This window comes from Pseudomonas sp. S2_B10, assembly GCF_054668425.1.
In genome coordinates this window covers 157388-179473 of sequence record NZ_CP162768.1, presented here as the reverse complement: position 1 = coordinate 179473, position 22086 = coordinate 157388, and the positions used below count along the sequence as shown (strand labels likewise).

Annotated in this window: 11 protein-coding genes; 10 read left to right on the top strand and 1 reads right to left on the bottom strand. The window is 62.3% G+C overall.

All coding sequences use genetic code 11. The features are described from left to right. Positions 1-90: 90 nt before the first annotated feature. The 7 genes from AB4O45_RS00730 to AB4O45_RS00700 all read left to right on the top strand — a co-directional run bounded on the left by AB4O45_RS00730 (position 91) and on the right by AB4O45_RS00700 (position 15529). Complete coding sequence (locus AB4O45_RS00730; RefSeq protein WP_252878256.1) at positions 91-1863, top strand: type I secretion system permease/ATPase; 1773 nt, start codon at positions 91-93, stop codon at positions 1861-1863. After that, a complete protein-coding gene (locus AB4O45_RS00725; RefSeq protein ID WP_150635184.1) occupies positions 1860-3209 on the top strand; it encodes an HlyD family type I secretion periplasmic adaptor subunit in 1350 nt (449 codons plus the stop codon). The genes AB4O45_RS00730 and AB4O45_RS00725 overlap by 4 nt, the downstream gene beginning before the upstream one ends. Positions 3210-3211: 2 nt before the next feature. After that, positions 3212-4582 (top strand): TolC family outer membrane protein, encoded by a 1371-nt coding sequence (locus AB4O45_RS00720; protein ID WP_252882087.1) that lies wholly within the window; start codon positions 3212-3214, stop codon positions 4580-4582. An 873-nt stretch (positions 4583-5455) separates the two neighbouring features. Continuing rightward, positions 5456-8401 carry an autotransporter serine peptidase EprS gene (gene eprS / locus AB4O45_RS00715; RefSeq protein WP_460160938.1) on the top strand — a complete coding sequence of 982 codons (2946 nt, stop codon included), beginning with the start codon at positions 5456-5458 and terminating at the stop codon, positions 8399-8401. 144 nt (positions 8402-8545) lie between these two features. Continuing rightward, positions 8546-11623 carry an autotransporter domain-containing protein gene (locus AB4O45_RS00710; RefSeq protein WP_460160937.1) on the top strand — a complete coding sequence of 1026 codons (3078 nt, stop codon included), beginning with the start codon at positions 8546-8548 and terminating at the stop codon, positions 11621-11623. 57 nt (positions 11624-11680) lie between these two features. After that, positions 11681-13372: a polyurethane esterase gene (locus tag AB4O45_RS00705; RefSeq protein WP_460160936.1), complete on the top strand. Its 1692-nt coding sequence runs from the start codon at positions 11681-11683 to the stop codon at positions 13370-13372. Positions 13373-13675: 303 nt separating this feature from the next. Beyond that, a complete protein-coding gene (locus tag AB4O45_RS00700; RefSeq protein WP_460161528.1) occupies positions 13676-15529 on the top strand; it encodes a polyurethane esterase in 1854 nt (617 codons plus the stop codon). A 207-nt stretch (positions 15530-15736) separates the two neighbouring features. Here the strand turns inward: AB4O45_RS00700 and AB4O45_RS00695 are convergent, their stop codons facing one another. Further along, entirely contained in the window at positions 15737-15961 is a 225-nt protein-coding gene (locus AB4O45_RS00695; RefSeq protein ID WP_016774830.1) for a YgdI/YgdR family lipoprotein, read from the bottom strand. Between the two features lie 195 nt (positions 15962-16156). On the opposite strand from AB4O45_RS00695, the gene AB4O45_RS00690 reads away from it, so the two are divergent. The 3 genes from AB4O45_RS00690 to AB4O45_RS00680 are packed head-to-tail and all read left to right on the top strand — an operon-like array spanning position 16157 to position 22048. Further along, positions 16157-17809, top strand: coding sequence for a VRR-NUC domain-containing protein (locus AB4O45_RS00690; RefSeq protein WP_460160935.1), 1653 nt, complete (start codon positions 16157-16159; stop codon positions 17807-17809). Further along, on the top strand, positions 17806-20136 hold the full coding sequence (locus AB4O45_RS00685; RefSeq protein ID WP_460160934.1) for an ATP-dependent DNA helicase: 2331 nt from the start codon (positions 17806-17808) through the stop codon (positions 20134-20136). The genes AB4O45_RS00690 and AB4O45_RS00685 overlap by 4 nt, the downstream gene beginning before the upstream one ends. After that, positions 20129-22048, top strand: coding sequence for a hybrid sensor histidine kinase/response regulator (locus AB4O45_RS00680; RefSeq protein ID WP_460160933.1), 1920 nt, complete (start codon positions 20129-20131; stop codon positions 22046-22048). The genes AB4O45_RS00685 and AB4O45_RS00680 overlap by 8 nt, the downstream gene beginning before the upstream one ends. Positions 22049-22086: the final 38 nt, after the last annotated feature.

Here is a 22086-nt window from a genome sequence, read left to right as displayed (position 1 = left end):
GCACTACTTGCAAATGATCTTTGGCAGGTACGCGAAATATCAATGGAATGCTCGTCCGCACCGACGAGACTATGAACTCAGGAAGAATCAATGAAGATGGCGAAGTCTCCGGCCGCTCCGTTAATCAAGGCATTGGGCGACTATAAAAGCATTCTGATCAGCGTCGGTTGTTTCACTGCGTTGATCAACGTGCTGATGCTGGTGCCGTCGATCTACATGCTGCAAGTTTACGATCGGGTGCTGTCGTCACAGAACGAAACCACTCTGGCGATGCTGTCGTTGATGGTGGTCGGGTTCTTCGCCTTCATCGGCCTGCTGGAAGTGATCCGCAGCTTTATCGTCATCCGCATCGGCAGCCAGTTGGAGCGGCGCTTCAATCTGCGCGTCTATCAGGCCGCGTTCGAGCGCAACCTGTTCAAGGGCGAGGGTAACGCCGGGCAGTCGCTGGGCGACCTGACCCACATTCGCCAGTTCGTCACCGGCCCGGCGCTGTTCGCCTTCTTCGATGCGCCGTGGTTCCCGGTCTATCTGTTTGTCATTTACCTGTTCAACGTCTGGCTCGGCGTGCTGGCCACGGCGGGCGCGCTGTTGTTGATCGCGCTGGCGTGCCTCAACGAATACATGACCAAAAAACCGCTGGGCGAAGCCGCCGGTTTTTCCCAGCAGTCCAGTCAGTTGGCTACCAGTCACTTGCACAACGCCGAAACCATTCAGGCGATGGGCATGCTCGGCTCGCTGCGCAAGCGCTGGTTCGGGGTGCATTCGCGCTTTCTCGGTTTGCAGAACCAGGCCAGCGACACCGGTGCGGTGATCAGTTCGCTGAGCAAGACCCTGCGCCTGTGCCTGCAATCGTTGGTGCTGGGCCTGGGCGCGTTGCTGGTGATCAAGGGCGACATGACGGCGGGGATGATGATCGCCGGTTCGATCCTGATGGGACGCGTGCTGAGCCCGATCGATCAGTTGATCGCCGTTTGGAAGCAGTGGAGCGGGGCGAAGCTGGCTTACCGGCGCCTTGATGCGCTGTTGCAGGCGTTTCCGCCTAGCGACGAGGCGATGGCACTGCCGGCACCGAATGGCCAGATCAGCTTCGAACAAGTCAGCGCCGGCCCGCCCGGGCAGCGTGCGGCCACTTTGCACATGGTCAATTTCACGCTGGGCGCTGGCGAAGTGCTCGGCGTGCTCGGCGCGTCTGGTTCCGGCAAGTCGACGCTGGCTCGAGTGCTGGTCGGCGTGTGGCCGGTTCTGGGCGGCACCGTGCGCCTCGACGGCGCTGATATTCACCGCTGGAACCGCGACCAGCTCGGCCCCTACATTGGTTATTTGCCGCAAGACATCGAGTTGTTCAGCGGCTCCATTGCCGAAAACATCGCGCGCTTCAGCGAAGCCGACCCGCAAAAAGTCGTCACCGCCGCGCAACAGGCCGGTGTCCACGAGATGGTCCTGCGCCTGCCGCAGGGCTACGACACGCAACTGGGCGAGGACGGCAGCGGCTTGTCCGGTGGCCAGAAGCAACGCGTGGCCCTGGCCCGCGCGCTGTACGGCACGCCGAGTCTGGTGGTGCTCGATGAACCCAATTCCAACCTCGACACCGTCGGCGAAGCCGCACTGGCCAGCGCCATTGCGCAACTCAAGGCGCAAGGCACCACGGTGATTCTGGTCACGCACCGTTCTTCGGTACTGGCTCAGGCTGACAAATTGCTCGTGCTCAACGATGGTCGTTTGCAGGCGTTCGGCCCGAGTCAGGATGTGCTCAAGGCACTTTCCGGTCAGCACGAACAGCAACGCGAAAAAGCCGCACAAACACCGGGCGGGCTCAGCATGAGCCGGCAGTATCAGCCCTCGACAAGGAATTCGGGTGTATGAGCAGCGCCAGCATGAACACTGAAAACGAAGCGAATATGGAACACGCCTACCTCACCGAGCGCCCGGAGCGCGATGCGAAATTCTTCGCGCGCATGGGCTGGATTCTGGCCATCGTCGGCGCTGGCAGTTTCTTCACCTGGGCGGCACTGGCGCCGCTGGATCAGGGCATTCCGGTGCAGGGCACGGTGGTGGTCTCGGGCAAGCGCAAGGCCGTGCAGTCGATGAGCAGCGGCGTGGTCAGCCGGATTCTGGTGCGCGAAGGCGAGATCGTGAAGCAGGGCCAGCCGTTGTTCCGCCTTGATCAGACGCAAGTGGCTGCCGACGTGCAATCGCTACAGGCGCAGTACCGCATGGCTTGGGCCAGCCTCGCGCGTTGGCAAGCTGAGCGCGACAACCTCAAGCAAGTCAGCTTTCCGGCCGAGCTGAGCAACGACCCGGACCCGCGCCTGGCGCTGGTGCTGGAAGGCCAGCGGCAACTGTTCAGCAGCCGCCGCGAAGCCTTCTCCCGGGAACAAGCGGCACTGCGCGCCAATATCGAAGGCGCCACCGCACAACTGGCCGGCATGCGCCGCGCCCGCAGCGACCTCAATGCCCAGGCCAGTTCCTTGCAGCAACAATTGAGCAACCTGCAACCGCTGGCCGACAACGGCTACATCCCGCGCAACCGCTTGATGGACTACCAGCGGCAACTGTCGCAAGTGCAGCAGCAACTGGCGGAAAACACCGGTGAAAGCGGGCGCGTGGAGCAGGGCATCCTTGAATCGCGCCTGAAGTTGCAGCAGCACGGCGAGGAATACCAGAAGGAAGTGCGCACGCAACTGGCCGATGCGCAGCTCAAAAGCGTGACACTGTCCGAACAGCTGACCTCCGCCGGTTTCGACCTGCAACACAGCGAGATCCTCGCCACCGCCGATGGCGTGGCAGTCAACCTCGGCGTGCACACCGAAGGCGCTGTGGTGCGTCAGGGCGAAACCCTGCTGGAGATCGTTCCGCAAGGCACCACCTTGGAAGTAGAGGGGCACTTGCCGATCAACCTGATCGACAAGGTCGGCACGCATTTGCCGGTGGACATTCTGTTTACCGCGTTCAACCAGAGCAAAACCCCGCGCGTGCCCGGCGCAGTCAGCCTGATTTCCGCCGACCAGATGGTCGATGAGAAAACCGGCGTGCCGTATTACGTGTTGCGCAGCAGCGTCAGCGATCAGGCCATGGAAAAGCTCAACGGCCTGGTGATCAAGCCCGGTATGCCGGCGGAAATGTTCGTGCGCACCGGTGAGCGTTCACTCCTCAACTATTTGTTCAAACCGCTGCTCGATCGCGCCGGTTCCGCGTTGACCGAGGAATAAGGATGTTCGGCTGTATGAAAAAGCTTTGCATGCTGGGGGCCGCAATGACGCTGCTCGCGAGTCACTCGGCAGTCGCGGCCATGGGGCCATTCGAGATTTACGAACAGGCGTTGCGCAACGATCCGGTGTTTCTCGGTGCAATCAAGGAGCGCGATGCAGGCCTGGAAAACCGCGCGATTGGCCGCGCCGGGCTGCTGCCACGGATCGGCTACACCTACAACAAGGGCCGCAACTCGTCCAAGGCGACGTCTCTGGATGATCGCGCGCGCAACCGCACCGATGAGCGCAACTACAACAGTTACGGCTCGGCGCTGACGGTGCAGCAACCGCTGCTCGATTACGAGGCTTACGCGGCGTATCGCAAAGGCGTGGCGCAGTCGTTGTTCGCCGACGAAGCGTTTCGCGGCAAGAGTCAGGAACTGTTGGTGCGCGTGCTGGATAACTACACCAAAGCCTTGTTCGCCCAGGACCAGATCGACATCGCCCAGGCGAAGAAGAAGGCCTACGAACAGCAGTTCCAGCAGAACGAACACATGTTCAAGCAGGGCGAGGGCACGCGCACCGATATTCTCGAAGCCGAGTCGCGCTATGAGCTGGCGACTGCCGAGGAAATCGAAGCGCGCAACGAGCAGGATGCCGCCTTGCGTGAGCTCGGGGCGCTGGTCGGCGTGCCGGCAGTGGACATCGGCGATCTGGCGCCGCTTGGTCAGCAATTCCAGACCTTCACGCTGCAACCGGCCAACTTCGACACCTGGCATGAACTGGCGATCAGCAACAACCCGAACCTCGCTTCGCAGCGTCAGGCCGTGGAAGTGGCGCGCTATGAAGTCGAACGCAACCGCGCCGGGCATCTGCCGAAAGTAAGCGCCTATGCCTCGATGCGCGACAACGAGTCGGAAAGCGGCAACACCTATAACCAGCGCTACGAAACCAACACCATCGGCCTGGAAGTCAGCGTGCCGCTGTACGCCGGCGGCGGGGTGTCGGCCTCGACGCGCCAGGCCAGCCGCACCATGGAACAGGCCGAATACGAACTGGATGGCAAAACCCGCGAAACCCTGATCGAACTGCGCCGACAGTTCAGCGCGTGCCTGTCCGGAGTGAGCAAATTGCGTGCTTATCAGAAGGCCTTGAAGTCGGCGGAAGCACTGGTGGTCTCGACCCGACAAAGCATTCTGGGCGGCGAACGCACCAATCTCGATGCGTTGAATGCCGAGCAGCAACTGTTCACCACCCGCCGGGATTTGGCCCAGGCACGCTACGACTACCTGATGGCCTGGACCAAATTGCATTACTACGCCGGGACGCTGAATGAGCAGGATCTGGCGCGGGTGGACGAAGCATTTGTGGTCGCGCAACAGCCCTCACCCTAACCCTCTCCCAGGGGGAGAGGGGACCGATCCGGGGAGATTGGCGAGATGCACCGATTTGAACGAGCTGTGCTGAATCCGTAATCGACTGGTTTTCCAGGTCGCTGAATAACTGAAGACAACACGGTCGGCTCCCTCCCCCTTTGGGAGAGGGCTGGGGTGAGGGGACCGATCCGGGAAGGTTGGCGAGATGCACCGATTTGAACGAGCTGTGCTGAATCCGTAATCGACTGGTTTTCCAGGTCGCTGAATAACTGAAGACAACACGGTCGGCTCCCTCTCCCTTTGGGAGAGGGCTGGGGTGAGGGGAACGGGCGACACCGCAGGATCTGAGGCTTTGCACCGAGACGTTAATGAGCAGGATTTGGCGCGGGTGGACGAAGCATTTGTGGTCGCGCAACAGCCCTCACCCTAACCCTCTCCCCAGAGGGAGAGGGGACCGATCCGGGGAGATTGGCGAGATGCACCGATTTGAACGAGCTGTGCTGAATCCGTAATCGACTGGTTTTCCAGGTCGCTGAATAACTGAAGACAACACGGTCGGCTCCCTCTCCCTTTGGGAGAGGGCTGGGGTGAGGGGAACGGGCGACACCGCAGGATCTGAGGCTTTGCACCGAGACGTTAATGAGCAGGATCTGGTGCGGGTGGACGAAGCATTTGTGGTCGCGCAACAGCCCTCACCCTGACCCTCCCAGAGGGAGAGGGGACTGACCGAGTGGCCTGCGATAGCTGCATCGACTTGAACGACCGAGCAGGCCGCAGGTTTAGACATCAACACAAATCGGCTCCCTCTCCTCGGGGAGAGGGCTGGGGTGAGGGGAACGGGCGACATCGCTATCAGCCCTGAACAAAACAACAAAAACGAGAATGATGACCATGGACGTACGCATCAAACCGATTTCGCTCGGCACGCTATTGCTGGTGACCTCGGCAACGCAGGCGCAATACCTGGAACCCGGCCAGCCCGGCAATCCGGCCAGTTGGCGCAGCGCCGAGTTCCTGCGCGACTGGGGCCTGGAACGCATGCAGGCCGATCAGGCCTACGCAGCCGGCATCACCGGCAAGGGCGTGAAAATCGGCGCGCTCGATTCCGGTTTCGATGCCGCCCACCCCGAATTCTCCGCCGACCGTTATCACCCGGTAACCGCCAGCGGCAGCTACGTCGATGGCTCAGCGTTCAACGTCGACGGCACGCTCAACCCCAACAACGATTCCCACGGCACCCACGTGGTCGGCACCATGGGCGCCGCCCGTGATGGCAGCGGCATGCACGGGGTGGCGTACAACGCGCAAATCTACGTCGGCAACACCAACAAGAACGACAGTTTCCTCTTCGGCCCCGGCCCTGATCCGCGTTATTTCAAAGCGGTCTACGACAGCCTCGCCGATGCCGGGGTGCGGGCGATCAACAACAGTTGGGGCAGTCAGCCGCCGGATGTCAGTTACCGCACTCTCGCGGATCTGCACGCCGCCTACGCGCAACACTGGAACAAGGGCACTTGGCTCGACGCCGCTGCCGATGTTTCGCGGCGCGGCGTGATCAATGTCTTCAGCGCCGGCAACAGCGGCTACCCGAATGCCAGCGTACGTTCGGCGCTGCCGTACTTTCAGCCGGATCTGGAAGGTCACTGGCTGGCGGTGTCCGGGCTCGATCAGAGCAATCAGCAGAAATACAACCAGTGCGGCATCGCCAAATACTGGTGCATCACCACACCGGGGGCGAAGATCGACAGCACCATTCCCGGTGGCGGTTATGCGATCAAGTCCGGTACCTCGATGGCGGCGCCGCACGCGACCGGCGCCCTGGCGCTGGTGATGGAGCGTTATCCGTACATGACCAACCAGCAGGCGCTCGAGGTGCTGCTGACCACCGCTACGCAACTCGATGGCGCGGTCACCGACGCACCGAACGAGCGGGTCGGCTGGGGCGTCGCCAATCTCAATCGGGCGATGCGCGGGCCGGGGCAATTGCTCGGTGCGTTCGACGCGAATCTGGGGGCAGGGCAGCGCGATGTCTGGAGCAATGACATCTCTGACAAGGCGCTGCTCCAGCGCCAGCGCGAAGACCTCGCCGAGCACAGCGCCTGGCAGCAAACCCTACAGGACAAAGGCTGGGAGAACGGTGTCCCGGCCGGCGCCAGTCAGCAGGAGCAGACCGATTACGCCGTCGGCATGCTGCGTGATGCGGCAGCGGCGAACCGGGTGTATGAGGGCAGCCTGATCAAGTCCGGCCCCGGGCAATTGCTGCTCAGCGGCGCAAATACCTATCGCGGCCCGACCACCGTCAACGGCGGTCTGCTGACCGTCAACGGTTCGCTGACCTCAGCGGTCACCGTCAACGGCAGCGGCACCCTCGGCGGCTCCGGACGCATCGGCGCGTTGACCGCCAACAGCGGCGGCCGGGTTGCACCGGGCAATTCCATCGGCACCTTGAACGTCGCTGGTGATGTGACACTCGCCCCGGGCTCGACTTACGCCGTTGAGCTGTCGCCCACCAGCAGTGACCGCATCGTCGCCGGCGGCACGGCAACCGTCAGCGGCGCCAGCGTCAGCCTGGCGCTGGAAAACAGCCCGACCTTGCTCAGCAGCGCCGAAGCGCAAAGCCTGCTCGGTCGCCAGTACAACATCCTGCAAGCGGCCGGCGGCGTGCAGGGGCAGTTCGCTGCAGTAGTGCCGAACTACCTGTTCATCGGCGGCGCCCTCGACTACGCCGCAAGCGGCATCCAGCTGAATATCCAGCGCAATGCCACAAGCTTCGCCAGCGTCGGGCAAACGCCGAACCAGCGTTCGGTGGCCGCTGCAGTTGAAGGTCTGGGCGCCGGCAATTCGGTTTACGAAAGTGTGCTTCGTGCACCGACTCAGGCCTCGGCGCAGCAAGCCTTCCAGCAACTGAGCGGCGAGATTTATCCGGCGCTGGGGACGATGCTGATCAATGACAGCCGCCAGTTGCGTGATGCGGTCGGCGAGCGGCTGCACGATGAATCGGCGACCCGCAGCAACGGCTGGATCAAAGCCCTCGGCGCCTGGGGCAGCACCGATTCGGGCCACGACACGGCCGGCTACAACACCTCGATCGGCGGCCTGCTGGCCGGTGTCGACGGCGCGCTGGACGAGCAGACCCGCATCGGTCTGGTCACTGGCTACAGCGACAGCTCCTTGAGCATGGGCTCGGGCACGCATTCTTCGGCGAAAGTCGACAGCTATCACCTTGGTGCTTACGCCGGGCACGACATCGGCGCCTGGCGCTTGAGCACTGGCGCGGCCTACAGCTGGCATCGCGGCGATGTGAAACGCGATCTGCAATACGACGAGGTCAGCGCCAAGCAGAAAGCCAAAGTTGACGCGACCACCACCCAAGTCTTCGGCGAAGCGGCGTATCGCTTGCAGCTGCAAACGTTGGCGCTGGAACCGTTCGCCAACCTGACCTACCTGCATCTGGACACCGAAGGCTTCACCGAAAAGGGCGATGCCGCTGCGCTCAAAAGCTCTGGAGATCGACGCGATGTGGCGCTGAGCACCTTGGGCGTGCGGGCGAGCAAAACCTTCAACCTTTCGAACCAGCAAGCGCTGGACGTCAGCGCGCGTCTCGGCTGGCAGCACAGCCTCAGCGATATCGAATCAGAGCAGCATTTGCGTTTTGCCAGCGGCGGCACGCCGTATTCCGTGGAAAGCTCGGCGCTGGTACGCGATGCCGCACTGGTCGGCGTGCAGGCCAGTCTGGCCTTGAGCAAGGACGTGCGGGTCAACCTCGATTACAACGGCCAACTGGCCAGCCGCGAGCAGCTGCATGGCGTTGGCCTGAGCCTGAACTGGCAGTTCTGATTGCATGTGTTTGAGTCACCGTGGCGAGGGGATTTATCCCCGCTCGACTGCGCAGCAGTCGCAAAACCTTGATCGTTCCCACGCGGAGCGTGGGAACGATCAAGGCAACCGGATTTTTCGCAACATCACTAAGGAAGGTCGTGGATGGATAACAACAATACCCCCGCGCAATCGGGTGGCCGCTTTGCCCTGAAAACCCTGACAGTCGCCATGCTCTGTGCCAGTGCGATGGCGCAGGCAGCGCCTTACGCGGAAAACGGCCGCAGCGGCGATCCGTCGAGCTGGCGCAGCAATGAATTCAAGGCTGACTGGGGCTTGGGCGCGATCGGCGCGGATTACGCCTACGCCGCCGGCTACACCGGCAAAGGCGTGAAGCTGGGCATCTTCGATCAGCCGGTCTACGCCGCACATCCGGAGTTCTCCGGCAGCAACAAAGTCGTCACCCTGGTCACCAGCGGCATTCGCGAATACACCGACCCTTACATCCCGGTAAAGGCCGGCGATGCGTTCCTCTATGACGGTTCACCCTCGGTCGGCTCCAACGGCAAGCTCGGCGCCCATGGCACGCACGTCGGCGGCATCGCGGCGGGCAGTCGCGACGGCGGGGTGATGCACGGTGTTGCATTCGGTGCGCAGATCATCAGCGCCGATAACGGCGACCCAGGCCCGGAAGACGGCATCGTGCGCGGCAACGACGGCGCGGTGTACAAGGCCGGTTGGGATGCGCTGATCGCCAGCGGGGCGCGGATCATCAACAACAGCTGGGGCATCGGCATCACCGACCGCTTCGACCTCGGCGGCCGCGATCCGGCGTATCCGCACTTCACCGTCAACGACGCGCAATTGCAATTCAACGAAATCCGCACGCTGCTCGGCACCAAACCCGGCGGCGCTTACGACGGCGCCATCGCCGCCGCTCGCAGCGGCATCGTCACCATTTTTGCCGCCGGCAACGATTACAACCTGAACAATCCCGACGCCATTGCCGGCCTGGGTTATTTCGTCCCGGACATCGCGCCGAACTGGATCACCGTCGCCGCATTGCAGCAGAACCCGGACACCGCCAGCGCCAATCCGTACGTGATCAGCACGTTCTCCTCGCGTTGCGGCTACACCGCCAGTTACTGCGTCTCGGCGCCAGGCACCAAGATCTACAGCTCGATCATCGAAGGCACCAACGCCGGCAACCTGACCACCAGCTACGCCAACTACAACGGCACCTCGATGGCGGCGCCGCATGTCGCTGGTTCCATCGCCGTGCTGATGGAGCGCTTCCCGTATATGTCCGGCGACCAGGACGCCAGCGTGTTGCGCACCACCGCCACCGACCTCGGCGCACCGGGCATCGACGCCTTGTACGGTTGGGGCATGATCAACCTGCGCAAGGCCATCGATGGCCCGGCGATGTTCGTCACCGAGCAGGACATTCCCGAAGAATTCCGCGTGCAGGGCGCTTATGGCTCCGGCCAGTTCGTGGCTGATTTGCCGGGCATCGGCGCGATCATCGACCAAGGCAAACCGACCGAGCGGGTGTGCAGCGATATCACTTGCGGCCTCGACACCTGGCGCAACGACATCGGCGGCCACGGCGGTCTGACCAAGCAAGGCATCGGCACCCTGGTGCTGACCGGCAACAACACTTACAGCGGTCCGACCCTGGTCAATCAGGGTCGACTGGCCATCAACGGTTCGCTGCAATCGGCGGTCACCGTCAACAATGGCGGCATCCTCGGCGGCAATGGCCGCATTGGCGCACTGGCTGTGAGCAGCGGCGGTACGGTGGCACCGGGCAATTCCATCGGCACCCTGAATGTGGCGGGGGACGTTACTTTCGCGCCGGGTTCGACCTACGCCGTAGAGCTGTCGCCGACCAGCAGCGACCAGATCGTCGCGGGCGGCAAAGCCGTCATCGACGGCGCCACGGTGAGCCTGTCACTGGAAAACAGTCCGACCTTGCTCAGCACCGGCGAAGTGCAAAGCCTGCTCGGCACTCGCTACAACATTCTGCAAGCGGCGGGCGGCATTGAAGGGCGCTTCGGGCAGGTCTTGCCGAATTACGCCTTCCTTGGCGGCACTCTGGATTATTCGGCGGGCGGCATTCAACTGGCGGTGGGGCGCAATGAGGCATCGTTCGCCAGCGTCGGTCTGACGCCGAACCAGCGCGCCGTCGGTGACGCCGCCGAACGTCTGGGTGCGGGCAACGCGCTGTTCGAAACCCTGTTGCTGTCGCCCAACGCGGCGTCGGCGCAGCAGGCCTTTCAACAGTTGTCCGGCGAGATTCACCCGGCCATCGGCACGCTGCTGATCAACGACAGCCGCTACCTGCGCGAAGCCGTCGGCGAGCGCCTGCGTGAGCGTGATCTGTTCAATGCCGATGCGCCGACTGATGATCGCAGCAACGTCTGGGTCAAGGTCCTCGGCTCGTGGGGCGAGAGTGACGGCGGACACGACAATGCCGATTCCAATAGCTCCATCGGTGGGCTGCTGGCTGGTGTCGACGGTCTGATTGCTGAAGATACCCGTCTCGGTTTCGTCACCGGTTACAGCGACAGTTCGTTGAGCATGGGCAGCGGCACGCATTCGTCGGCGTCGGTCGACAGCTACCACTTGGGTGCGTATCTGGGCCATGAAATCGACGCGTTGCGCCTGACCGTCGGCGGCGCCTACAGCTGGCATCGCATCGACGTCAAACGTGATCTGCAGTTCGGCGACGTCAGCGGCAAACAGAAAACCAAACGTGACGCGACCACCGCGCAAGTGTTCACCGAGGCCGCATACGATCTGGGCCTGCAACCGATGAACCTGGAGCCGTTCGCCAATCTGTCCTACGTGCACCTCAACACCGACAGCTTCACCGAGAAGGGTGACGCTGCCGCGCTCAAGGGTGGTGAAGACAACCGCGACGTGGTGCTGTCGACCCTCGGCGTGCGCGCCAAGCGCAGCTTCGCTGTGTCGGACAAGCATCAGCTGGAACTGGGCGCCAGCCTCGGCTGGCAGCACAACCTGAGCAGCGTCGATGCCGACAGCCATCTGGCCTTCGCCAACGGCAACAGCGCGTTCACCGTGCAGAGCGTGTCGATGGATCGTGACGCTGCTGTGGTCGGCGTGCGCGCCGGGCTGGCACTCAATCGCGAGGTGCGGGTCAACCTTGACTACAACGGCCTGATCGGTTCGAACGAAAAAGATCACGGCGTCGGTCTGACCCTCGACTGGCAGTTCTGAGGCGTAACCGGCAGCGCTTCTGGGCTGCCGGTTTTTCAAGGAAAAGGAGCGCTGCACATGGGATTGTTCGATTACAAAAATGCCGATGGCAAAGGGGTGTACAGCGACGCCATCGCACTGACGCTGTATGCCTACACGCCCACCGGCAAACCATTGCCGGCCACGGCGTGGGCACCGGTCGCCGCGACGGCGCTGGGCTATCAGGGCAAGGTCGGCGTGCAAGGCACGTTCTTCGGGGAACAGGATGGCTTCACCAGCGCCGAGGCCGAAGTGCTCGGCAAGTACGACGCCGCTGGCAAATTGATCGGCCTTGGCATTGCCTTTCGCGGCACCGGCGGGCTGGGTTACAGCGACACTTTCGGTGATCTGAAAAACAATCTGCTCGTGGCGGTCGGGCCGTCGGATTACGCGAGCAACTACGCGAAAAACGCTTTCGACAATCTGCTCAACGCCGTCGCCGATTTCGCGATCGCCAACGGCATTGCCGCCAGGGATGTGCTGATCAGCGGCCATAGCCTCGGCGGGCTCGGGGTCAACAGCGTCGCTGAATTGAGCGCGGACAACTGGGGCGGCTTCTACAAGGACGCCAGCTTCATCGCCTTCGCCTCGCCGACCCAGAGCAACTCCAGCACCCAGGTGCTCAATATCGGCTTCGAAAACGATCCGGTATTTCGCGTGCTCGACGGCACCACGTTCAGCACGGCGTCGATGGGCAAGCACGACAAGCCGCACGAATCGACCACCGACAACCTCGTCAACTTCACCGATAACTACGCCTCCACGGCGCAGAACCTGGTGCCGTTCAGCATCGCCAATCCGCTGAACTGGTCGGCGCACAGTTCGCTGGGCTACGCCGATGGCTTGAATCGGGTGATTGATTCGGCGTTCTACAACCTGACCGAGCGCGACTCGACGATCATAGTCGCCAATCTCGAAGAGGCATCGCGGAGCAAGACCTGGGTCGAGGACCTGGGCCGCAGCGGCGAGCCGCACAGCAGCAGCAGCACCTTCATCATCGGCACGCAGAGCAGCGACTGGCTCAAGGGCGGGGCGGGTAACGATTTCCTTGAAGGACTGGGCGGCGACGACCGTTTTCGTGATGACGGCGGCTACAACGTCATTTTCGGCGGGCAGGGCCATAACACCTTCGAACTGCAGAAACCGTTGCAGAACTTCAGCTTCGCCAACGACGGCGACGGCACGCTGTACGTGCGCGACGCCTACGGCGGCGTCAGCCTGACCCGCGACATCGGCGCGCTGGTCAGTAAAGAGGCCGGTTCGTGGTGGGGCAGCAAGGAAATCACCTGGGGCGTCACCGCCAAGGGCCTGAGCAACGGCAGCGAACTGACCCATTACAACCATTCGCTCAGCGGTGATGGCTACGGCAATGCCCTGCATGCCATGGCCGATGGCGACTGGCTGTTCGGGCTTGGTGGCGATGATCAACTGATCAGTGACAAGTCGCAGGTGACTTTCGTGGGTGGCGCCGGCAACGACGTGATGACGGCGGTGGGTGGCGGCAACACCTTCCTGTTCAGCGGCGCGTTCGGTTTCGATGCGATCAATGGTTATCAAGGCAGCGACAAACTGCTGTTCATGGGCGTCGCGGGCGCGGGACAGGGTTATGACTACAAGCAGCATGCCGCGCAGTCCGGCGCTGATACCGTACTGAAAGTCGGCGATTTTGCCGTGACGCTGATTGGCGTCGGCGTGGCTAACCTGACGGATTCGAGTTTCGTCTTTGCCTGATTCCGAAGGTGCAGGAGATCTCATTGTGGGAGCGAGCTTGCTCGCGAAAACGGTGGGTCAGGCGATTGTGATGTTGAATGTGCTGCCGCCTTCGCGAGCAGGCTCGCTCCCACAGGTGCGGCGTACACATGATCGTTCCCACGCTCTGCGTGGGAATGCAGCCGGGGACGCTCTGCGTCCCACAAGATCGCAGCCTTCGGCAGTTCCTACAGAGGCTGTGCAAGATGTAACGAATGCTCCGGAGCCTCGCGCTCTGGCTGTGAGCTATCTCTGACAATTCCAACAACAAGAGAGGCAATGGCAATGGGTGTATACGACTACAAGAACTTCGGCACAGCCGATTCCGCGGCGCTGTTCAGTGATGCCATGGCGATCACGCTGTATTCCTATCACAACCTCGATAACGGTTTCGCCGCGGGCTACCAGCACAACGGCTTCGGCCTCGGCCTGCCGGCGACGCTGGTCACTGCGCTGATCGGCGGCACCGATTCGCAAGGGGTGATCCCCGGTATCCCGTGGAATCCCGATTCGGAAAAACTGGCTCTGGAGGCCGTACAAAAGGCCGGCTGGACGCCGATCAGCGCCGCGCAATTGGGCTACGACGGCAAGACCGATGCACGCGGGACGTTCTTCGGCGAGAAGGCCGGCTACACCAGCGCGCAAGTGGAAATCCTCGGCAAGTACGACGCTCAGGGTCACCTCAACGAACTGGGGATCGCCTTTCGCGGCACCAGCGGTCCGCGCGAAATCCTCATCGGTGATTCGATTGGCGACGTGATCAACGATCTGCTCGCCGCGTTCGGCCCGGCCGATTACGCAAAAAACTACGTCGGCGAAGCCTTCGGCAATCTGCTCAACGATGTCGTCGCCTTTGCCCGGGCCAACGGCCTCAGCGGCAAAGACGTGCTGGTCAGCGGCCACAGCCTGGGCGGTCTGGCGGTGAACAGCATGGCTGACTTGAGCGCTGGCAAGTGGGGCGGGTTTTTCGCTGATTCCAACTACATCGCCTACGCCTCGCCGACCCAGAGCAGCGGCGACAAGGTGCTGAATATCGGCTACGAAAACGACCCGGTGTTTCGCGCCCTCGACGGTTCGACCTTCAGCAGTGCCTCGGTGGGTGTGCACGACGCGCCGCATGCCTCGACCACCGACAACATCGTCAGCTTCAACGATCACTACGCCTCGAACGCCTGGAACGTGCTGCCGTATTCGATCCTGAATATCCCGACGTGGATTTCGCACCTGCCCACTGGCTACGGCGACGGCATGACCCGCGTGCTGGAATCGAAGTTCTACGACCTGACCAGCCGCGACTCGACAATCATCGTCGCCAACCTGTCCGACCCGGCGCGGGCCAGCACGTGGGTGCAGGACCTCAACCGCAACGCCGAAACCCACAAGGGCAACACCTTCATCATCGGCAGTGACGGCAACGACCTGATCCAGGGCGGCAGCGGCAATGACTATCTGGAAGGCCGTGCCGGCAATGACAGCTTCCGTGACAGCGGCGGCTACAACGTCATTCTGGGCGGGCAGGGCAGCAACACCCTCGACTTGCAGCAGACGGTGAAGAACTTCGATTTCGCCAACGACGGCGCTGGCCACCTGTACATCCGCGATGCCAACGGCGGGATCAGCATTACCCGCGACATCGGCAGCATTGTCAGCAAAGAGCCGGGGTTTCTCTGGGGCGTGTTCAAGGACGACGTGTTGCACAGCGTCACGGCCACGGGGCTGAAAGTCGGCAGTAATCTCACCGTTTATGAATCGAGCGTAAAAGGCACGGCCGCTGCTGACATGCTCAAGGCCCATACCGGCGGTGACTGGCTGTTTGGCCTTGAGGGCAATGATCATTTGCTCGGCGGCGCGGGCAATGATGTGTTTGTCGGCGGCGCTGGCAATGACCTGCTGGAATCGGGCGGCGGGGCGGATACGTTTCTGTTCCACGGCGCGTTCGGCCAGGATCGGGTCGTTGGCTATACGGCCGATGACAAACTGGTGTTTCTCGGCGTACAGGGTGTGTTGCCGGGGGATGATTTCCGTGCCCACGCGTCGGCGGTCGGGCAGGATACCGTGCTGACATTTGGTGGGGATTCGGTGACGTTGGTGGGGGTGGCGCTGGGGAGTTTGAGCGACGACGGGGTGGTTATCGCCTGAGGTTGATGCGGGGCCTGTGCCGGCCCCTTCGCGAGCAGGCTCGCTCCCACAGGGGATTTGTGAACGACGCAGATCCAGTGTGTGATCGTTCCCACGCTCCGCGTGGGAATGCAGCCCGGGACGCTCTGCGTCCCACTCAAGAGCCGAACGCGGAGCGTCCGTGGAGGCATTCCTTTGCTGCGCATGGGAACGATCATTCAGGCCAAGTCAGTCTTCCTTGCGAACGGTCGCGACTTCATCGGCGCGAACCTTGACCTTGGCGCCGGAAATATCCTCGAACTCATAGAAACCGTCCTCGGTCTCGGTCTTTGGCATGTCCTCGGTCAGGTACTGGGTGCCGTTCTGCAACGTCACCACGGTCTGGGTCGAACAGCCGCCCAGCGCCAACAGGGCTGCGACCGCTACAGGAATGCCCAGCATCTTGATTTTCATACCCACCTCTGACTCCTTGCTTGAATGTGATTGCGGGCATTGTCGGCCCTGTAACGCGGTTGGTGCCAGCAGCGGCGGAAAAGTTCGATGGCGGCGCGAAAAAATGCCATTGATCTTTTTCCGTTTGCGCCGGGCAGGGCTGAGCTGTTATCTGTACGCATAACCAGTGTTCGCTTGCCGTGGCTTTGAATTCCCGTGACCTCCAACCCTCTCGACGATCCGTTCTATTACCTCAACAACTTCCGGCAAGTGCTTGATTGGCTTGGGCTTCGCTATGCCGATGTGATGAGCGCAAGCGAGCACGGCTTCATCCGCGACTTCAACACGCTGCCGCAAGCCTCGCAGGGATTGCTGGTGCGCATGGTCATGCGCAAGGGCATTCACTTTCGCGCGAGCAAACTCAACTATCTGGAAATCGGCGACATTGCCGAGGCGGCGCGGCCGTTGCTCGAACACGGCTGGCTCGACGAACACGCTGCGCTGACCCTGGCAGAGCTGTTTGATGTCCTGCTCAAGGCCGAGCTGCTGCAAGCGTTCGGCACCTTTATAGAACAGCCGAAAGGGCGCAAGGACGAGTGGCTGCCGGTGCTGGCCGAACAGTTCAGCGAGGCGCAGCCCCTGCGTGTCTGGGCGCCGCAACTGGCTGAGCGGCTGTTCAGCCTGACCCTGATGGACCTGTGCGATCGCCTGCGCCTGATGTTCTTCGGCAATCTGTATCAGGACTGGTCGGAGTTCGTGCTGGCCGACCTGGGCATCTTCACTTATGAAAAAGTCGAGTTCTGCGCTGACTCCCGAGGCCTGCGCAGTCGCGAAGACGTCGATGCCTGCCTGTTCCTGCATCAGTGCCAACTGCGTTTCGAGGCCGGTGAGCCGCTGGCGGAAATCGTCGAACAGATCAACGCCGTGCAGTTCGACAACCCGTGGCTACGCCGTCGGCAAGCCAAGGCGTTGTTCCAGATCGGCCAGTATGCCGAGCGCATCGGCGACTTTGCGCTGGCCCTGAGTGTTTACCGCGACTGCGCTTATCCGGGCGCACGGCTGCGCATGATCCGTGTGCTCGAACGCTGCGGCGAATACGCGCTGGCGCTGGAGCTCGGCACGCTGGCCGAACAGGCACCGCAAAGCGCGGCCGAGCAACAAGGTTTGCAACGCATCGTCCCGCGTCTGCGGCGCAAACTCGGTGGCCCGCCGCTCAAGCGTGCCAAGGCCAGAGAGGTCGAGCGCCTCGATTTGCATTTGCCGCGCAGCGATCCGGCGCGGTCGGTGGAATTTCATGTACAAGCGCACTTGCACGCCGATGACGGCCCGGTGCATTACGTCGAGAACAGCCTGATCAATTCACTGTTCGGCCTGTTGTGCTGGCCGGCGATCTTCGCGCCGTTGCCGGGTGCGTTCTTCCACCCGTTCCAGCGCGGCCCGGTCGATCTGCTCAGTGAAGACTTCCTCGAACGCCGCGCCGAGCTGTTCCAGGCCTGCCTGGGCGAACTCGATGACGGCCGCTACGCCGAGACCATCCGCCAGCGCTTCGTCGACAAGTGGGGCATCCAGTCGCCGTTCGTGTTCTGGGGTGCGCTCAATGAAGCCTTGCTGGAGCAGGCGCTGGCCTGTCTGCCCGCCGAACACTTGAAACACTGGTTCAATCGCCTGCTGCTCGACATCAAGGCCAACCGCGCCGGCATGCCGGACCTTATCCAGTTCTGGCCGCAGCACAAGACCTACCGGATGATCGAAGTCAAAGGCCCCGGCGACCGCTTGCAGGACAATCAACTGCGCTGGCTGGAGTTCTGCCACGAGCACCAGATGCCGGTGGCGGTGTGTTACGTGCAATGGGCGGAGCAGAGCGCTTGAGTTACAGCGTTGCCGTGCGTGCACTGTGCGAGTTCACCGCCAAGACCGGTGATCTCGACCTGCGCTTCACCCCGTCACCAACGGCGCTCGAAGGCATCGTCGGCCATCGCACCGTGGCGTCGCGGCGCAGTGAGCAGTACCAGAGCGAAGTGGCTCTGCAAGGCGAATTCGGCGAGCTGAAGGTCAAGGGCAGGGCGGATGGCTACGACCCGGCGCAAAACTGCCTGGAAGAAGTCAAAACCTATCGCGGCGACCTGAGCAGGCAACCGGCCAATCACCGCCAGTTGCACTGGGCGCAGGCGAAAATCTACGGCTGGTTGATGTGCCAGAAACTGCAATTGCAGCAGATCAATCTGGCGCTGGTGTATTTCGACGTCGTCAGCGAAAAGGAAACCTGCCTGGTCGAATCCCACAGCGCCGAGTCACTCCAGACGTTTTTCACGCAGCAGTGCGGCTTGTTCCTGCAATGGGCCGAGCAGGAAATGGCCCATCGCGAAGCGCGCAATCTGGCCGCGCAGCAACTGGCGTTCCCGCATGCGGATTTTCGTCCCGGCCAACGGCATCTGGCCGAATCAGTGTTCAAAGCCGTCAGCACCGGCCGCTGTCTGATGGCCCAGGCACCGACCGGGATTGGCAAAACCCTTGGCACGCTGTTTCCGATGCTCAAGGCCCTGGCGCCGCAGCAACTGGACAAGGTGTTCTTTCTCACCGCCAAGACTCCCGGACGCAAACTGGCGCTCGATGCCAGTCAGGTGTTGTTCAGGCAAGCGCCGGACTTGCCGCTGCGGGTGATGGAAATGGTTGCTCGCGACAAGGCCTGCGAACATCCGGACAAAGCCTGCCACGGTGAATCCTGTCCGTTGGCCCAGGGTTTTTATGATCGCCTGCCGGCTGCCCGCGAATCTGCCAGCCATATCAATCTGCTGGATCAGGCGGCGATGCGTGAAGTTGCCGCGCAGCACAGCGTATGCCCGTATTACCTGAGTCAGGAAATGGCCCGTTGGGCGGATGTGGTGGTTGCCGACTACAACTATTACTTCGACTTCAGCGCGCTGCTGTTCGGCCTGGCCCAGCTCAATCAATGGAAAGTCGCGGTGCTGGCCGACGAGGCGCACAACCTGGTCGAACGCGGCCGGCAAATGTACAGCGCCAGTCTCGACCAGTTCACCCTCGCCAGCGTGCGCAAAACCGCGCCGGCAGCGCTGAAGAATTCCCTGCAACGGGTCAACCGCGAATGGAACGCGCTGCATGCGCCGCAACTGGCGGCGTATCAGGCGTACGACAAGGCGCCGGACAAGCTCCTGCACGCCATCTCGCTGTGTTGCGCGGCCATTGGTGATTACCTCAACGAACATCCGCAAGGCCTCGACAGCGGCCTGCAGAATTTCTATTTCGACCTGCTGCAATTCGCCCGGGTCGCCGAGCTGTACGACGAGCATTACCTGTTCGATATCAGCAAACGCGATCTCGACCGCAAGCGTCCGCTGTCGCAACTGTGTCTGCGCAACGTGGTGCCGGCGGCGTTCATCGGCCCGCGCCTGACCGCGGCGCGCAGCAGCGTGCTGTTCTCGGCCACGCTGAGCCCGCGCAACTACTACGCCGACCTGCTCGGCACGCCCGCCGACACGGTGTGCATCGACGTCGAATCGCCGTTCAGCGCCGAGCAATTGCAGGTACACATCGTCAGCCAGATCTCCACCCGTTTTAACCATCGCCAGGCCTCGCTGGAGCCTATCGTCGAGCTGATCGCGCGCCAGTTCAGCGAGCGCCCGGGCAACTATCTGGCGTTCTTCAGCAGTTTCGATTACCTGCAACAGGTCGCGACGTTATTGGCCGAGCGCCATCCGCACATCACTCAATGGCTGCAATCGCGGGGCATGGCCGAGGGCGCGCGGCAGGCGTTTCTCGACCAGTTCAGCGCCGACAGCCAGGGCGTCGGGTTTGCGGTGCTGGGCGGGGCGTTTGGCGAGGGCATCGATTTGCCCGGCGCGCGGCTGATCGGCGCGTTCATCGCCACGCTGGGGCTGGCGCAGCTCAACCCGGTCAACGAGCAGATGAAGCGGCGCATGGCGGCGATTTTTGGCGCCGGCTACGACTACACCTATCTGTATCCGGGCATGCAAAAAGTCGTACAAGCCGCCGGGCGGGTGATTCGCACCCGTGAGGATCGCGGCACGGTCATGCTCATTGATGACCGCTTTGCCGAGAGCCGCATCCAGCAACTGCTGCCGCGCTGGTGGGCGATCAAAAGCGAACCGGCGCTTTTCAAATCGACGGATTCACGCATACTTCAGCCCATGACAGTGGCTGGTGAGTGTGATGAGTGAAAACAACAGTACCGCAGCGATCGAAGACAGCCGTTTCCGGCTGCTGATCGACGCGGTTGTCGACTACGCGATCTACATGATCGACCCCGACGGTACCATCACCAGTTGGAACTCCGGCGCCAAACGCTTCAAGGGCTACGAAGAAGCGGAAATCATCGGCGAGCATTTCTCGCGCTTCTATACCCCGGAAGACCGCGCCAACGGCATGCCGCAACGGGCGCTGGACACAGCGATCCGTGAAGGTCGCTTCGAAGGCGAGGGCTGGCGCGTGCGCAAGGACGGCACGCACTTCTGGTCGCACGTGGTGATCGATCCGATCATCGACCCCAACGGCGAACTGCTCGGTTTCGCCAAGATCACCCGCGACCTCACCGACCGCAAAATGGCCGAGGAAACCCTCAAGCAAAGCGAACAGCAGTTCCGCCTGCTGGTGCAGGGCGTCACCGACTACGCGATCTACATGCTCAGCCCCGAAGGTTGCGTCAGCAACTGGAACCAGGGCGCGCAGCGCATCAAGGGTTACCTGCCGGAAGAAATCATCGGCCAGCATTTTTCGATTTTCTACACTCCCGAAGACCGCGAACTCGGCGAGCCGCAGCGCTCGCTGGAGATTGCCACCCGCGAAGGCCGGTTCGAGAGCCGCAGTTGGCGGATGCGCAAGGACGGCACGCGGTTTCTTGCCCACGTGGTCGTCGATGCGATTCGCGGCGACACCGGCACGCTGCTCGGCTTTGCCAAGATCACCCGCGATGTGACCGAGGCGCACGAGGCGCAGCAGGCCCTGGAAAAGACCCGCGAGGCGTTGTTCCAGGCGCAGAAGATGCAGGCGATCGGCCAACTCAGCGGCGGTATCGCCCATGACTTCAACAACCTGCTGACGGTGATTCTCGGCAATCTCGAGATCGTGCAGAAACGCATCGGCGACGCGCCGAAAATCGCCCGTCTGCTGGAGAACGCCACCCAAGGGGCCTTGCGCGGTGTCTCGCTGACCCAGCGCATGCTGGCCTTCGCCCGGCGTCAGGAACTGAAGACGGAATCGGTGGATATCCCGCAACTGGTGCAAGGCATCACCGGGCTGCTGCGCAGTTCGCTCGGACCGGGCATTCGTATCGAAACACGCTTTCCCGACGATCTGCAGCCAGTGCTGGCCGACAGCAATCAGCTGGAGCTGGCGATCCTCAATCTCGCCACCAATGCCCGCGATGCCATGCCCGAGGGCGGCACGGTGATCATTCAGGCGCAAGCCGAAGTGGTGCTGGAACAAACTCATTCGACCCTGGCAGCGGGGCGTTACGTGTGCCTGAGCCTGATCGACAGCGGCGAAGGCATGGATGAAGCCACGCTGGCCTGCGCCCGCGACCCGTTCTTCACCACCAAGGGCCTGGGCAAAGGCACCGGGCTCGGCTTGTCGATGGTGCATGGCTTCATCGAGCAGTTGGGCGGGCGCTTTATTCTGAAAAGCGAGAAGGGCCACGGCACGGCGGCCGAACTGTGGATTCCGGTGGCGCTAGAGCAAACGGCCAGTCGCCCGGCGTACAGCAACGCCGCGCCCATTGCGGTCCCAAGGCTCAGCGTGTTGGTGGTCGATGACGATTCGCTGGTGCTGACCAGCACCAGCCTGCTGCTCGAAGACCTCGGCCACCGCGTCATCGGCGCGACCTCCGGCGCCCAGGCGCTGGCGCTGTTCGATCAGGGCGAAGTCATCGATCTGGTGATCACCGACATGGCCATGCCAAAAATGAGCGGCGCGCAACTGGCTCACGCCTTGCGTATGCTCAAGCCGGATTTGCCGATCATTCTCGCCACTGGATACGCCGAACGTTTGGAAGGCTTCGCCGCCGATCTGCCGCGCCTGCCGAAACCGTTCACCCAGTTGAATCTGGTCCAGATCATCGCCCAGTCGATGAAGTGACGCGCTGGTCGATCCGGCTGAACTAGCGCTGACGCGTG